This is a genomic window from Microbispora rosea, assembly GCF_900156315.1.
Lineage (GTDB): Bacteria > Actinomycetota > Actinomycetes > Streptosporangiales > Streptosporangiaceae > Microbispora > Microbispora rosea.
This window is the reverse complement of record NZ_FTNI01000005.1, coordinates 19826-35626: the sequence shown is the minus strand read 5'-3', so window position 1 is coordinate 35626 and position 15801 is coordinate 19826. Positions and strand designations below refer to the sequence as shown.

The following is a 15801-nucleotide window of genomic DNA, read 5'->3' as shown; positions in this document are numbered from 1 at the left end:
CAGGCGCTACTGTTTCTTGCGCCGTACCGGGTGGAGAGGAAGTAGCCCATGGCGGAGATCGACGACATCGACCATCGGCTGCTGCGTCTGCTGCGCGAGGACGGGCGCAGGACCTTCTCCGAGATGGCCGCCGAGATCGGCCTGTCGGTGGCCGCCGTGAAGCGGCGGGTCGACCGCCTGCGCGAGATCGGCGTCATCACGGGCTTCACCGTGCGGATCGACTACGCCAAGCTCGGCTGGGGCATCGAGGCGTTCACCGAACTGCGCTACCCCGGCACGACCCCGGTCGGCAAGATCGTCCGTACCGCCACGGACGTGCCGGAGGTGCAGGAGGTGTTCACCATCGCCGGCGACCCGGACGCGCTCATCCACGTCCGCGTCCGCGACCTCGGCCACCTCCAGCAGGTCATCGACCGCCTGCGCCGCGCCGGCGACGTGACCGGCACCAAGACCCTGCTCGTGCTCGGCTCGTGGACCCGCGACCTCGGGCCGGTCGAGGACCTCAGTCGCCGTTCCCCCGGACGCTGAGGCCGCCGGCGTTCAGGAAGTCGGTCAGCGGGCCGTCGGCGAGCCTGCCGGCCCGGTACTCCTGCCGCAGCTTGACCAGCAGGTCGCCGACGCGCCGGGCAGCCTTGTCGCCCCTGTCCCCGCCCCGGTCTCTCCCTCTGCCGTGGCCTCCGGACATGTCCCTGGCCGTCTTCCTGATCGTCTCGTGGGCGTCGCGGGCCAGCTTCGGCTCGATCCCGCCCCGCCTCTCCTGCTCCTGCACGGCGCGGTCGAAGGCGGCCAGCCACTCCTGGTAGCTCCGGTAGACGCGGCGCGCGGACGGCGTGGGAGACGGCCTTGGGGACGGCTTCGGGGACGGGCGAGAGGTCGTCCCGGTCACCCGGGGCACCGGGGTGGGTGAGGTCCCGGCATGGGTGGCGGTGGGCGACGGGGCCGCGGCCGCGGGTTCCGCCTGCCCCCCGCCGTCGGACAGGGCCGCCACCCCGATCGTGACCACGGCGAGCCCCGCCACCGCGGCGCCGAGCCGGATGAGCGTGCGCCGCTCGGGCGACACCCCCGCCTTACGCCCCGAGGGCACGCCGGGCGGCAGGGTGCCGGGCGGGGCGGTGTCGAGCAGCGGGGTGTCGAGCAGCGCCGTGTCGCCCGCACGCGCGCCGCCCGCGTACGGCGCCGGCGACGGGGGCGGAGTGGGTGCTCCCGCCTCCCACGTCGGCCTTCCGGCCGAAAGCGCGACGGCCGCCAGAATCCGGCGGGCGACCTCCGCGTCGGCGGGCCGGGCGGCGGAGTCCTTGGCCAGCAACGCCATGATCAGGCGCTCCAGCTCGGCGGGGATGTCGGGGCGGTGCCGGCTGGGCGGCGCCGGGGCCTGGTGGATGTGCTGATACACCAGCTCAGGGGCCGACCCGGTGAACGGCGGGTGCCCGCACAGCAGCTCGTAGCAGACGCACCCCAGCGCGTACAGATCACAGGCGGACCCGCCGCCCCTGCCGTCGATCTGCTCCGGAGCCAGATAGGCGGCGGTGCCGACGACGGTGCCCACCATGGTGAGCCGCGCCGCCTCGGTCGCCACCTGGGCGACGCCGAAGTCGACCACCTTGAGCACGCCGCTCGCGGTGAGGTGCAGGTTGGCGGGCTTGACGTCCCGGTGCACGACTCCCGCGCGGTGCGCGGCGTCCAGGCCGGCGGCGGCCTGGCTCATGAGGTGACACGCCTCCGCCACGCCGTACCGGCCCCGGTCGAGCAGCTCCGCGGCCAGGCTGCGGCCGGTGAGCAGCTCCATCACCAGGTAGGGCCGCGCGTCCTGCTCGCCCACGTCGAGCACCGTCACCACGTTCGGGTGGACGACGCGGGCGGCGGCCCTGGCCTCGCGGGCGAAACGTTCCCGCGAGGCGACCCCGGCGACCTGCGGCGTAAGGATCTTCACCGCCACGGGGCGGTGCGCCCGCAGGTCCCGGCCCCGCCAGACCTCGCCCATCCCGCCCTGGCCGATCAGCTCCTCCAGCTCGTAACGCCCGCCGAGCGTGGACGGCACCACGTCCCGCACCCCCCATGGCCATTCGCGCCCCTCATGATCGGGAGCCAACCTATCCTCTCGGGCGGGCGGGGCGGGAACGGCCGGCGTTACGCGGGGGTCCGCGGTCGCGACGAGGCCGCAGACTCCTCCGGCTGTGCCCGCCCTTCGCCGCGCCGTTCGTGGGCGGCGGCGAGGATGAGATAGGCGCCGGCCGTCCAGGTGTAGGCGCGGTCGCGCAGCCCCTCGCCGGTGCGCGCGTCGAAGTTCTCCGCGAAGCCGGACCGCTCGCACAGCGCGCGGAACCGGGCGCTGATCTCGTCGGCGAGCTCGGTGTGCCCGGCGCGGCGCAGGCCGTCCTCGATGAGCACGGTCGAGGGGGCCCAGATCGGTCCCCGCCAGTAGCCGTCGTCCTGGTAGTGCTCGGACTCGGGGTGCTCGGTGGCGGGCCCGAAGGCGGTCAGATGCGCGGCGATGCGTGCGGCGAGCGCCGTGTGCACCGGCTCGGGAAGCTCGTCGCCGAGCACGATGGGCATGAGGTCGAGCAGGCTGGAGCTCGACCAGGTGTGCCCCGTGTGCGCTCCGCGGGCGACGAACCGGTCCCCCGTCCACAGTTCGGCGAGCAGCGCGTCGCGCATCCGGTCGGCGGCGCCGGACCAGTGGGCCGCCGCGGACGGGTCGGGGGCCCGGCGGGCCAGCTCGCGCATCTGCAGGACGAGGAACGCGGCCAGGTCGGCGGTCTCCACGACGCGTTCGGGGTCGAAGCTGGTGGCGTTGTCCCAGCCGCTGTCGTTGCCGTGCTGGTAGTGCGGCAGTTCCCGGCCGGGGACACGCCGCGCCGTGAGCCAGAAGGTCGTCCAGCGTTCCAGCAGCCGGTAGACCTCCTCCGCCTCGGCCGCCTCCGGGAGGCGGCGCAGGGCCCAGCCGTGGATGGGCGGCTTGACGAAGTTGTAGAGGATCTCCGAGTGGGTGACGGAGTCGGGCAGCGCGCCCGCGGCGTCCTGGTGGTCGAAGGGCAGCAGGAACTGGTCCCACGCCAGGCCGGGCAGGCCGCCGGCGAGGGCGAGGGCGTTGAAGCAGTGGTCCCAGCTCCACACCTTGTCCATCCAGTGCTTGGACATCAGCACGGCGGGCCGGGTGACGAACCCGGCCGGGCGCACGGTCGCCGACCACAGGACGTAGGCGGCCAGCTCGGCCGCGGGCGTCCGGTCGCTGCGCCAGGGCGCCACCGCCGCCGTGAACGCGTCGAACTCGGCCCGTGCCGCCTCGGCCACCTCCTCGAAGGCGCCCGTGCGCGTGTAGGGGGCGCGCGCGGTCTCGTACTCCTCGACGGCGATCTCCCATTCGCCGCTCAGGACGACGCCCCGCTCGGCGGCGCCGAGCGCCTGGGCGCCCCGCGCCTCGGCCTGCCCGGCGAGCACCGTGATCCGATAGCGGCGTCCGGTCTGGTAGACCGTGAAGACGAACGATCCGTCCACCGGATCCTGGTAGAAGTACGGGCCGCTGAACGGGGTCAGGACGGGGTCGGCGGCCAGGAGGCTCAGTCCGAGGCCCCGGCCGCGCAGCCGCACCGTGTCGGCGTTCTCGTAGGCGAGGTCGATCCGGCCGTCGGCGCCGCTCCAGGTGAGCCGGTGGGGCGTGGCGGTGACATCGCTCTCGGCGGACGGCGCCAGCCGCAGGATCGGATGCATGCCGGTCTGGTGGGAGACCAGATGCACGTCCCGCGCGTAGGTGTTCTGGGCGACCACCGGCGAGAAGCCGAACCAGGAGCCGCGGTAGCTGAACGGGATTTCCCGCAGGGAGAACACCGGGCCTGAAGCGGCGACGGTCATGAAGAGGGGGTCCCTTCTCGAAAAAAGGCTCAGTCCTTGACGGCGCCGGCGGTGACGCCTGCGGCGACGTAACGCTGGGCGACGATGAGCAGAACGGTGGCCGGGATGGAGGCGACCACGGCGGTGGCCATGATGGCGTTCCACTCCTGGTTGTTGTTGCCGATGTAGTGGTAGATCCCCAGCGTGATCGGCTGATGGGCGCCGCCCTGGTCGAGCGTGGAGGCGAAGACGAAGTCCGACCAGGCCCACAGGAACGCGAACAGCGACACCGTGATGACCGAATTGCGGGAGACCGGCAGCACGATCGAGACGAACGTGCGCATCACCCCGGCGCCGTCCACCCGGGCCGCCTGCAGCAGTTCCTCGGGGATGCCGGACATGAACGTGGTGAGGATCAGCACGGCGAACGGCACCGCGAGGGTGGAGTCGGCCACGATCAGCCCGGGAACGGTGTTGAGCACGCCGGTGGTGAGGAAGATGGCGTAGAAGCCCATCGCCATGATGATCCCGGGGATCATCTGCGCGATCAGCAGCACGAAGCTCAGCACGCCGCCGCCGCGCGGGCGCAGCTTGGCCAGCGAGTACGCCGCGGGCGCCGCGATCACCAGCGTCAGGGCCACGGTGCCCAGCCCCACCACGAGGCTGGTGGCGAGGTAGGGCCCCTGCTGCTCCAGCACCGCCCGGTAGCCGTCCAGCGTGCCGTGGACCGGGAACCAGTACGGCGGCGACTTGCGCATGTCCTGGTCGCGGGTGAACGAGACGTTGACCATCCAGTAGACCGGGAACAGCATCACGGCCGTCAGTGCCAGCCCGGCGGCGGTCTTGAGCCGCCTCATGCCGCGGCCTGCCGTCGCTGCACGCGGATGTAGACGAGCCCGAAGACCAGCGCCATCACGATCAGCAGGTTGCCCACCGCCGCGCCCGGGCCGAAGGAGGGCAGCAGGTTGCCGAAGCCCAGCCGGTAGGACCAGGTGGCCAGCGTCGTGGACGCGTCGCTCGGGCCGCCCTTCGTCATGATCCAGATGATGTCGAACACCTTCAGCGTGTAGACCAGCCCGAGCAGCAGCGTGATCGCCGAGACCGGCCGCAGCAGCGGGAACGTCACCCGCCAGAACCGCTGCCAGGGGCCGGCCCCGTCGAGCGCCGCCGCCTCGTACACCGCCGAGGGGATCGCCTGCAGTCCGCTGTAGAGCACGACCAGGTTGAACGGGATCCCGATCCAGATGTTGGCGATGATCACCGACCACAGCGACCAGTCCGGCGACGTCAGCCAGTTGACCGGACCGGCGCCGACCCAGCTCAGGGCGGCGTTGACCACGCCGGATTCGCTGTTGAGCATCCACGACCAGGTCGACGCGGACACGATCAGCGGCAGCAGCCACGGCACCAGGAACAGCGCCCGCAGCGTCGCCGACAGCCGGAAGTTCCGGCTGAAGAACACCGCCAGCGCGAGCCCGATGGTGAACTGGAAGGCCAGCGACACCACCGTGAACACGATGGTGTGCCACAGCGCCGGGGCGAAGGTGGCGTCGGCGAACACCTTGGCGTAGTTGGCGAATCCGGCGAACGGCGCGTCCCCCTGCACGAACGAGCGCACCGTGTAGTTGCGGAGGCTCAGCTCGACGTTGCGATACAGCGGGTAGGCGTAGAAGATCAGCAGGTAGAGGACGACGGGGGCGAGGAACGCCCACGCCGCCCACTGCCCCGATCGGGTGCGCGCCGGCGTTCTCGTCGCTCGGCTCATGCTCATTACTGGGTCGCGCTCGCCGCCGTCGACTGCGCCGCCGCCATCGCCTCCTGCGGTGCCGTGGAACCACTCAGCGCGGCCTGCACGGCGCCCCACATCGGCTCGGAGATCTTCGGGTACTTGGTGCCGAGGTTGTCGCTGGTGCGGCCCTTGGCCGCCTTGACCGCCTCCACCCACACCTTCAGCTCGGCGTTCTGCTCGACCTGCTTGGTCTGCACCGCTTCCGTCGGCGCGATGTACGACAGCGTGGTCGTGGTGGTCAGGGAGTTGTCGGTGCTGGTCAGGCAGCTGACGAGCTTCTGGGAGGTGGCGTAGCGTGCGGTGTCCGACTGCACCGGGATGCTCACGAACTCGCCGCCGGTCGGGGCGGGAGCGGTGCCGCCGTCCTTGGCGGGAATCGGGATGATGCCGTAGTCGAAGCCGGTCTTCTTGGCGTTGGCGAGCTGCCAGGTGCCGTTCTCGCCGAAGGCGAAGTCCCCGGTCGCGAACTCCTGCCAGCTCGTGGTCTGGGTGTTGTTGATGACCGAGTTGGGCGCGTAGCCCTTCTTGAGCCAGTCGGCCCACAGTGCCACCGATGCGACACCCTCGGGTGAGTCCAGTTTCGTGAGGTTCGCGCCCGAGCCCCAGAACCAGGGCAGGAACTGGAAGCTGCCCTCCTCGGTGCCGATCGCCGAGAACGTGATGCCCTTCTTGCCCGCCGCCTTCACCTTCTCCAGCGCCGCGGTCAGCGACGCCCAGTCCTTCACCGAGTCGGCGTCCACCCCGGCCTTCTTCAGCACCTCCTTGTTGTAGTAGAGGGCGAGGGTGTTGGCCCCGATCGGGATGCCGTACGTCTTGCCGCCGAGCTGGCCCGCGGCGAGCAGGTTCGGCGCGATCGACGTGACGTCGAGCTTGTTCTCCTCTGTCGTCGTCAGCACGCCGGCCTCGGCCAGCGTCGAGACGACCGGGTTGTCCACGATCAGCACGTCCGGCGAGTTGCCCTGCTGTGCGGCCAGCAGCGCCTTGTTGGTCAGGTCGGTGGTGTCGTAACCGGTCCGCTCGACCGTGACTCCCGCCTGGGTGCCGCACGTGTCCAGCAGCTTCACCCAGTCGGAGCTCTTGTCGTACTGGGGGTAGGGGTCCCAGATCGTGTAGGTCCCGCCTCCAGCGGCGGACTGGCCCGCGCCCGCCGAGGGGGCGCCGGCGCCGTCGGGCTGTGACGAGCAGGCGGCCAGCCCGGTGGCGGCCACGAGGACCGCCGCACCCATCCCGGCCACACGCCGGCCGCTTGACCCTGGTCTCATGACGTGACCTCCTGGCGTTACGCGCCTGTTTCCGATCTGAGTCGAACCGATTCGGCGAATCGGTTCGCCGACGATAGGCCCGGCTCGGCGCGCGCGTCAATGGGGTACGCGGCCCGATTTGCGGAGACGCCTGCCGGACAGCGAGTCGGATGGCGGGTCGGATGGCTCGTGTCAGCGAGATGACGATGACGTGCCGGAAGGGTTTCCGGACCTTGACCGCTTTGCGACAGCGCGCTTATCGTCCAGTCGAATCGATTCGCTTAACCGATTCGACTGGCCCCGACCCCTACATCACTCAGCCCCCCGCGAATGGGACAGCGCATGGCCGTACCCTTGTCCGGGCGAGCACGCAGGCGCGCGCCTCATGCCGTTCTCGCCTCCGTCCTCGCGATGACCGCGATCCCCCTCGCCGCCGTGCCGGCGCACGCCCTTCCGGCGGACAGCGCCGCCGCACCGGCACTCGTCCTCCACTACGACTTCGAAGGCGACCTGTCGAGCGGCGTCGTCGAGGACCGCTCCCCCTCCGGCCTCGACGGGGCCCTGGCCAACCCGGGCTCGGCCAAGACCGCCGTGGGTCCCGACGGCACGCAGGCCCTGTCACTCCCCGGCGGGGCGACCGGCTCGACGACCGCCCCCTTCGTGACGATCCCCAACGGCCTGTTCCGCGACCGCCACGCCATGACCATCTCCACGTGGCTCAAGTGGGCGGGCGGCGCCGACTTCCAGTGGGTCTACAACCTCGGCAAGGACAACGCGACCGCCACCTTCGTCACCCCGTCCTACGCCGGCGACGCCACCACGCGATCGTCCATCAAACCGGTCAACGGCAGCGCCGAGGTGGGGGTGCCGGGCGCGCAGAAGCTGCCCACCGGTCAGTGGGTCAACCTCGTCACGACGATCGACGGCAAGACCCTCACCTACTACGTGAACGGCGTGGCCATCGGCAGCACCACCGCCCAGATCGACCTGGCCGCGGTGATGCACTCCGACCGCAACACCACCTCGGGCTTCCTCGGCAAGCCGTTCTGGGGCGGGCACCCGTTCCTGGCCGGCGATCTGGACGACTTCCGCGTCTACGACGCCGCGATGGACGCCGAGCAGGTCGCGGCGCTCGCCGGAGACCACAAGGCCACTGTCACCAAGGTCGACCAGGCCTCCTTCGCGATCACCACCTACCCGGGCATCGCACCGGCACTGCCCGCGACCGTCAACGCGCAGTTCTCCGACGGCATCCGCCGGGGCGTTCCGGTCGTCTGGGAGGCGGTCGACCCGGCCGCGTACGCCAAGCCGGGCCGGGTCACGGTCAAGGGCACCGCCTACGGGACCGCGGTCGAGGCCACGGTCGACGTCGTCGCCAACGACCTGACCATCGACCTCGGCACCGAGACCGGCGCCTTCCACGGCGGCGCGTCGGGCACTCTGTACGGCGTGTACGGCGAGGGCGTGCCGACCTCCAACCTCCTTGAGGGCATGCGGCTGCGCACGGTCGCGACGAAGGCCCAGGACGGCCCGCAGCACCCGGGCGCGGACGCGCTGGAGGTGGTGAAGCCGCTCGCCGACAGCACCGGCGGCGACGTGTACATCTACATGACCGACATCTACCGGGGCTTCCCCTACGAGTGGCCCGGCACCACGCCCCAGGCCAGGCTGGACGACTTCAAAGCCAAGATCGCCAAGCAGGTCGACCAGGTCCGCACGCTCGACCCCAAATATCAGGACCACATCGTCTTCGTGCCGTTCAACGAGCCCGAGGGCAACATGTTCGGCACCGGCACGTGGAGCTACAACAAGATCAGCTGGTTGAGCGACCCCCAGTACTACTTCAAGGCGTGGGACGAGGTCAACGCGCTGATCAAGGGCAAGCTTCCGAAGGCCAGGATCGCCGGCCCCAACACCAGCGTCCTGTACGACCAGGTGCAGGGCTTCCTGCGGCACGCCGTGCAGGCGGGGACGGTCCCCGAGGTCATGACCTGGCACGAGCTGGGCGACCCGGCCCGCATCCGCACCAACGTGGCGAAGTACCGCCAGTGGGAGCGGGCCATCTTCGCGGGCACCCCGTACGAGGGCAGGCAGCTCCCGATCAACCTCGACGAGTACGCCTTCAACTACCACACGTCGGTGCCCGGCCAGATGGTCCAGTGGGCCTCGGCCATCGAGGAGTCGAAGGTCGACGCCGACATCGCCTACTGGAACATCGACGGCAACCTGTCCGACTCGGCCGTCCAGGCCAATCGCGGCAACGGCCAGTGGTGGCTGCTCCACGCCTACGGCCAGATGACCGGCGACACGGTCAAGGCCACCCCGCCCCGGCCGAACGTCAGCTACACCCTGCAGGGCGTCGCGACGCTCGACAAGGCCAAGGCGCAGGCCCGCGCGCTGTTCGGCGGAGCGTCCGGTCTCGTCGGCGTCCACTTCGCCAACGTCGACACCGCGCTGTTCGGGGGCACGGTGCACGCCCTGATCCAGGAGATCCCCTGGACCGGCCAGGTCGGCGACTCCGCGCAGCCCCGGGTCGTCGCCGAGCTGAACCAGAAGGTGACGGACGGCGCGGTGACCTTCGAGTTCGGGTCCGCGCTGCCCGCCCTGAAGGAGTCGTCGGCCTACCAGATCATCCTCACCCCCGGCGGCCACGCCTCCTCCGGCACTCCGGCGACCACGCTCTGGCAGGCCACGTACGAGGCGGAGAACGCCGGCCACACCGGCACGGGGTACAGCCGCAACGGCCCCGAGGGGACTCCGTCCGACGTCGGCAAGTTCTACACCTCCGGCGGCTACGACGTCGGCGGGCTGCGCACCGGCTCCGACGTCACGCTGAACTTCCCGGTGTCGGTCCCGCAGGACGGCACGTACGACCTGTCGGTCTTCGCGAACTCGCTGAACACCTACGGCGCGGTTCAGGAGCAGGGCCCGACCAACGTCTTCCTCCGCGTCGACGGCAAGGACGAGCGGGAGCTCCACCTTCCGCTGGGCTACAAGTGGGTGGTCTGGGACCACACCGACACGAAGGTCACGCTGTCGAAGGGGGACCACACGATCACCCTGGCCGCCAGGAGCCTCGACGGCACCCGCGCCACCAAGGGGGACGCGATCATCGACAAGATCGACCTGACCCTCGCCAACCCGGCCGCGAGCGAGTCCGTCTACGAGGCCGAGTACGCCACGCTCGACGGAGGACGCACCGCCTACGGCGAGAAGAAGGTGTCCGGCTCCGGTGTGGCCGACCTGCGCAAGGGGCAGGCGGCGACGTTCTGGGTCTACTCGCCCGGCGACGGCGAGTCCACGCTAGGTGTCGACCTGCGCGGCGGCGGCAAGGGCACGCTGACCGTCAACGGGCAGGACATCGCCGAGCCGTCCGGGTCCTCCCAGATCAAGGCGTTCCTGTCCGGCGGCGTCAACAAGATCACCTACACCGCGCGGACGGGCAGGGTGCGGTTGGACCGGCTTACGGTCGAGAAGACCGAGGGCGCGCTCACGCCGGCCTGGTACGAGGCCGAGTCGGCCCACGTCGCCGGCGCCGCCAAGGTGGCCGCCTACCCGCTGGCGAGCGGCGGCAAGGCCGTCACCGACATCGGCGGCGCCCCCGGCGACGCCGGCACCCTCACCTTCGACGTCACCGCGCCCGAGAACGGGACGTACACGCTGACGGTTCGCTACTCCAACCCCGAACAGTCCCCCGCGTCCCACTACAACCCCGACCCGCTGGCCCGCCACGCCGAGATCTCGGTCAACGGCGCCGCACCGCGGCGGGCCTGGTTCCCCCACTCCTTCCACGCCGACAACTTCTGGGAGCTGACCATCCCCGTCCAGCTCAAGAAGGGAGCCAACACCGTCGCCTTCGCCTCACGCGAGCTGCCGAACTTCGACGGCGCCACCTACATCTCCGAGACCTTCCCCGACATCCTGCTCCGATCGCAGTACGCCCCGATCATCGACAAGATCGCGGTGACGCCGATCGTCAAGTAACACGCCGGGCACCTCAGCCGGGCGGGGCCGACGGCCCCGCCCGGCATTCTTGTTCTCGGCGGAATTCAGGCCGGGCGGGCCCGGAGGCCGTCGAGCGCCATGCCCAGCACCCGCTCACGCTGCTCGTCGTCGACGAACCCGCCCCCGGTGATACCGGAGATCATCCGCAGGACGTCGTCGAAGGTCACGTCGCCGCGGACCTCCCCGGCCTCCCTCGCGCGGTCGAACAACGGCCCCCCCGCCTCGTACATCGCGGTCCTGCTCGACCGCATCATCTCCGAGTCGCGGTTGAGCGCCTCGGAGATGGCCCGCTTGGTGGCCACGTAGTCCACGAACCGGCGCAGCCAGGCGGCCAGCGCCTCCCACGGCGGCAGGTCCGCCACCTGCCTCGCGGCGTCGCACAGCTCGTCGATCTCGTCCAGGTAGACGCTGTCGAACAGGTCCTGCCGCGTGGGGAAGTTGCGGTAGAGCGTGCCGATGCCCACACCGGCGCGCCGGGCGACGTCCTCCAGCGAGGCACCCGTGCCGTGCTCGGCGAACGCCTCCCGCGCGGCGGAGAGCAGCGCGTCGAAGTTGCGCCGCGCGTCGGCGCGCTGGGGACGCCGCACCCGCGTCCGGGGGCCCTCGGCCGCCTTCTCCGTCACCGGTCTTCCTCCCGAGGTTGAAGTGGAGGCACCCCTCCGCTAATGTGGAGGCATGCCTCGACTTTAGCAGGCGGACATTCGCGTTCGCGTCATCTCCCGCGACGCCCCCCCTGATCGTCGTTCTTGTCGCACGCCGTCCCCGTTGCCGGGGCGGCGTCACCGGCGCGCCTCGCCGGGCCGGTTCCTCCTCTCGAAGGATCTCGATGTCACGCACCACCTCGCCGCAACGGCTGACCTTCCTCGCGCTGGCAGCCGCCACGGCCGCGTTCTCCATGCTGCAGTCCCTGGTCAGTCCCGTGCTGTCCACCATCCAGCACGACCTGCACACCGGGCAGAGCACGGTGACCTGGGTGCTCACCGCCTGGCTGCTGTCCGCGTCCGTCGCCACGCCGCTGATGGGCCGCATCGCCGACATGATCGGCAAGGACCGCACGCTGCTCGTCGCACTGGGCGCCATCGCGCTCGGCTGCCTCGTCGCCGCCGTCGCCCCCAACGTCGGGGTCCTGATCGTCGGCCGGATCATCCAGGGCCTCGGCGGGGCCGTGTTCCCCGTGTCGTTCGGGATCGTGCGCGACGAGTTCCCCGCCACCCGGGTGCCCTCGATCGTCGGCATCCTGTCGGCCGTCATCGCGGTCGGCGGCGGCGTCGGAATCGTGCTCGCCGGCCCGATCGTCGACGCCCTCGGCTGGCGCTGGCTGTTCTGGATCCCGGCGATCATCGTGGTCGCCACCGCCCTCGTGGCCTACCGCAACGTTCCCCGGTCGCCGGTGCGCACGCCCGGCCGGGTCAACTGGGCGGCCGCGGCGCTGCTGTCCGGATGGCTGGTGACGCTGCTGGTCCCGCTCAGCGAAGGGCCGGCCTGGGGCTGGGGTTCGGCCGCCGTCATCGCGCCGCTCGCGGGCGCCGCGCTGCTGTTCGCGGCGTGGATCGCGGTCGAGCTGCGCTCCCGCGACCCGCTGATCGACATGCGCATGATGCGGCTTCCGGCCGTGTGGACGACCAACCTGGTGGCGCTGCTGTTCGGCGCCGGCATGTTCGCCTCGTACGCGTTCCTGCCGCAGTTCATGCAGATGCCTGTGGCCGTGACGGGCTACGGATTCGGATCGAGCGTCACCGGGGCCGGGCTGCTGATGCTGCCCATGCTCGTCACGATGGCCGTCGCCGGCACCGTGAGCGGCCCGATCTCCCGCGTCGCCGGGGTCAAGGCCCAACTCGTGTGGGGATGCGCGCTCGGCGCGCTGTCGAGCGCCGGCATCGCCCTCTGGCACGACCGGCCCTGGCAGCTCGCCGCCGCGACCGCCGTGTTCGGGCTCGGTCTCGGCCTGGCCTACGCCTCGATGACCAACCTGATCGTGCAGAGCGTGCCGGCCGGCCAGACCGCCGTCGCCGGTGGAATGAACACCAACATCCGCACCATCGGCGGCTCCATCGGCACCGCCGTGATCAGTGCCGTCCTCACCGGCCACCTGCGGCCCGACGGCCTGCCGTACGAGTCGGGCTTCACCACCGGCTTCCTGGTGCTGGCCGTGACCCTGGCGGCCACCGTCGCCGTTGCGCTGCTGGTCCCGGGGGCGCGCCGCCGTACGGCGCCCGCCGCCGAGGCGGCCGAGCGGGTCCCGGCGGTCCCGGTGGGTACGGCCCGCTGAACATCAGGCAAAGGAGACACATCATGCAGAGGACATGGCTCATCACCGGCGCCTCCCGGGGCCTGGGACACGCGCTGGCCCGGGAGGTGCTCGAACGCGGCGACCGCCTCGTGGCCACCGCGCGACGGCCGGAACTACTGGACGATCTCGTCCGAGCCCACGGCGACCGGGCACGCGCCGTCGCGCTGGACGTCACCGACGCCGCGGCGGCGCAACGGGCCGTACGGCTGGCCGTCGAGGAGTTCGGCTCGCTGGACGTGCTGGTGAACAACGCGGGGTACGCGAACTCCTCGCCCATCGAGGAGACCTCCGACGAGGACTTCCGGGCGCAGTTCGAGACCAACCTGTTCGGCGTCGTCACCATGACCAGGGCCGCGCTGCCGGTGCTGCGGGCGCAGCGGTCCGGGCACATCCTGCAGATCGGCTCGGTCGGCGGCCGGGTCGGGGGCACGCCGGGGCTCGGCGCCTACCAGGCGGCCAAGTTCGCCGTCGAGGGGTTCTCGGAGGTGCTGAACAGCGAGGTCCGGCCGCTGGGGATCACAGTGGTCATCGTCGAGCCCGGCGGGTTCCGTACGGACTGGGGCGGCTCGTCGATGCGCATCCCGCCCGTGGGGCCCGACTACGAGCAGACCGTCGGCCGGGTCAACGCCTACCGGCGCGAGGTGGACGGCGCCCAGCCGGGCGACCCCCGGCGGGCGGCCAAGGTGATCGCCGGGCTGGTCGACGTGGACGAGCCGCCGCTGCGGCTGCTGCTCGGCTCCGACGCGCTGCGCATGACCGAGCAGGCCTCCCGCCTCCGCGCGGCGGAGGCGGAGCGCTGGGCCGCCGTCAGCCGTTCGACCGACTTCGACGGCGTCGTGGGCCTGACCGAGGAGCCGGTCACCCGGCTCCTCGCGCACGGCGAACGGTGACGGCCGGGTCAGGCCCGCAGCTCGGGGAACTGGTCGTCGCGCCACTCCCCGGACAGAGCGGTGCCGGCCTCCGCGGCGTCGCTCTCCCTGGCCCGCAGCTCGACCCGGCGGATCTTCCCCGAGATGGTCTTGGGCAGCTCGGCGAACTCCAGCCGGCGCACCCGCTGGTAGGGCGCGAGCCTTTCACGGGCGTGCCGCAGGATGGCCCCGGCGGTCTCCCGGTTCGGCTCCCAGCCCGCGGCCGGCACCACGTACGCCTTGGGCACGGCGAGGCGGATCGGGTCGGGGGCGGGCACGACCGCCGCCTCCGCGACGGCGGGGTGCTCGATGAGCACGCTCTCCAGCTCGAACGGCGAGATCTTGTAGTCGGACGCCTTGAACACGTCGTCGGTGCGGCCCACGAAGGTGATCGAGCCGTCGGCGTCCCTGACCGCGACGTCGCCGGTGTGGTAGAGGCCCTCGGACATGGCCCCCTCCGCACCGTCCAGGTATCCGGTCATCAGGTTGACCGGGCGGGCGGCGAGATCGAGGCAGATCTCGCCCTCGTCCGCCGGCCGGCCGGTCACCGGGTCGACGAGGACGACCGGGACGCCGGGAAGGGGGCGGCCCATCGAGCCGGCCTTCACCGGCGCGCCGGGCGTGTTGGCGATCAGCGCGGTCGTCTCGGTCTGGCCGTACCCGTCCCGGACCGTCAGCCCCCACGCCCGCTCCACCTGGGCGATGACCTCGGGGTTCAGCGGCTCCCCCGCGGCGACCACCTCACGCAGGCTGCCCGGCCCGTCCCCGAGGTCGGCCTGGATGAGCATGCGCCAGACCGTGGGCGGCGCGCAGAACGTGGTGACCCCGGCCCGGCGGATCTGCCCGAGCAGGGCGGCGGCGTCGAAGCGGGAGTAGTTGTGCACGAACACCGTCGCCTCGGCGTTCCAGGGCGCGAAGAAGCAGCTCCAGGCGTGCTTGGCCCAGCCGGGCGAGCTGATGTTGAGGTGGACGTCGCCCGGCCGCACCCCGATGAAGTACATCGTCGTCAGGTGCCCGACCGGGTAGGACACCTGGGTGTGGCGCACGAGCTTGGGCCTGCTCGTCGTCCCCGAGGTGAAGTAGAGCAGCAGCGGATCACCGGGGGAGGTCCGGGCCTCGAACGGATCCGGCTCAGGCGTCGCGTAGGCGTCGCCGTACCGGAGCCATCCGGCGGCCTCGCCCACGCAGACGCGGCCGTACTCGCCCGGCACGCCGTCGAACTTGTGCGTGTCGGCCGCGTTGGCGATGACGTGCCGGACACGCCCACGCTCCACGCGGTCGGCGAGGTCTGCCGTGCCCAGGGCGGTGGTCGCCGGCATGATCACCGCCCCGAGCTTCATCACCGCCAGCATCGACTCCCACAGCTCGACCTGGTTGCCGAGCATCAGCAGCACGTGGTCGCCCGCGCCGACCCCCTGGGCGGCCAGCCAGGCCGCCACCTGGTCGGAGCGGCGCGCCATCTCGTCGAAGGAGTAGCGGCGCTCGGAGCCGTCCTCCTCGACGATCCACAGCGCCGTACGGGGGTTTCCCCTGGCGATCGCGTCGAACCAGTCTGTGGCCCAGTTGAACCTGTCGCCGAAGATCGGCCAGGCGAACTCCCGTGCCGCCCGCCCGGGCTCCTCCCTCAGGCCGAGCAGCAGGTCGCGGGCTTCCCTGAAGACATGAGTGCTGGTCGTCTCGCTCACGGTGACTCCTTCGTCGCGCAGGCCACGGACGTCAACGTACGACCGCCCCTCGCGC

11 protein-coding genes are annotated in these 15801 nt (G+C 71.4%); 4 read left to right on the top strand and 7 right to left on the bottom strand.

Annotated elements, in window-relative coordinates:
- The first annotated feature begins 48 nt into the window (after positions 1-48).
- Positions 49-528 carry an Lrp/AsnC family transcriptional regulator gene (locus BXA11_RS08935; RefSeq protein WP_076434087.1) on the top strand — a complete coding sequence of 160 codons (480 nt, stop codon included), beginning with the start codon at positions 49-51 and terminating at the stop codon, positions 526-528.
- Here the strand turns inward: BXA11_RS08935 and BXA11_RS08930 are convergent.
- The 5 genes from BXA11_RS08930 to BXA11_RS08910 form a co-directional block, all read right to left on the bottom strand.
- On the bottom strand, positions 503-2041 hold the full coding sequence (locus BXA11_RS08930) for a serine/threonine-protein kinase (protein ID WP_143734162.1): 1539 nt from the start codon (positions 2039-2041) through the stop codon (positions 503-505). The genes BXA11_RS08935 and BXA11_RS08930 overlap by 26 nt on opposite strands.
- Positions 2042-2127: 86 nt before the next feature.
- A complete protein-coding gene (locus BXA11_RS08925; RefSeq protein WP_076434085.1) occupies positions 2128-3849 on the bottom strand; it encodes an amylo-alpha-1,6-glucosidase in 1722 nt (573 codons plus the stop codon).
- 29 nt (positions 3850-3878) lie between these two features.
- A complete protein-coding gene (locus BXA11_RS08920) occupies positions 3879-4685 on the bottom strand; it encodes a carbohydrate ABC transporter permease (RefSeq protein ID WP_076434084.1) in 807 nt (268 codons plus the stop codon).
- Positions 4682-5593 (bottom strand): carbohydrate ABC transporter permease, encoded by a 912-nt coding sequence (locus BXA11_RS08915; RefSeq protein ID WP_208865556.1) that lies wholly within the window; start codon positions 5591-5593, stop codon positions 4682-4684. Before BXA11_RS08915 ends, BXA11_RS08920 begins: the two co-directional genes overlap by 4 nt.
- A gap of 5 nt (positions 5594-5598) precedes the next feature.
- Positions 5599-6879, bottom strand: coding sequence for a sugar ABC transporter substrate-binding protein (locus tag BXA11_RS08910; protein ID WP_083744080.1), 1281 nt, complete (start codon positions 6877-6879; stop codon positions 5599-5601).
- A 390-nt stretch (positions 6880-7269) separates the two neighbouring features.
- On the opposite strand from BXA11_RS08910, the gene BXA11_RS08905 reads away from it, so the two are divergent.
- Complete coding sequence (locus BXA11_RS08905) at positions 7270-10842, top strand: LamG-like jellyroll fold domain-containing protein (RefSeq protein WP_076434081.1); 3573 nt, start codon at positions 7270-7272, stop codon at positions 10840-10842.
- Between the two features lie 65 nt (positions 10843-10907).
- On the opposite strand, the gene BXA11_RS08900 is transcribed toward BXA11_RS08905, so the two are convergent.
- Positions 10908-11486, bottom strand: a complete 579-nt coding sequence (locus tag BXA11_RS08900) for a TetR/AcrR family transcriptional regulator (protein ID WP_051762805.1) — start codon at positions 11484-11486, stop codon at positions 10908-10910.
- 203 nt (positions 11487-11689) lie between these two features.
- Here BXA11_RS08900 and BXA11_RS08895 point away from each other — a divergent pair, with 203 nt between their 5' ends.
- Together BXA11_RS08895 and BXA11_RS08890 are read left to right on the top strand one after the other, a co-directional pair.
- Positions 11690-13132, top strand: a complete 1443-nt coding sequence (locus BXA11_RS08895) for an MFS transporter (protein ID WP_076434080.1) — start codon at positions 11690-11692, stop codon at positions 13130-13132.
- Between the two features lie 23 nt (positions 13133-13155).
- Positions 13156-14043: an oxidoreductase gene (locus tag BXA11_RS08890; protein ID WP_076434079.1), complete on the top strand. Its 888-nt coding sequence runs from the start codon at positions 13156-13158 to the stop codon at positions 14041-14043.
- Between the two features lie 8 nt (positions 14044-14051).
- On the opposite strand, the gene BXA11_RS08885 is transcribed toward BXA11_RS08890, so the two are convergent.
- Positions 14052-15746: an AMP-binding protein gene (locus BXA11_RS08885; protein WP_083744115.1), complete on the bottom strand. Its 1695-nt coding sequence runs from the start codon at positions 15744-15746 to the stop codon at positions 14052-14054.
- Positions 15747-15801: the final 55 nt, after the last annotated feature.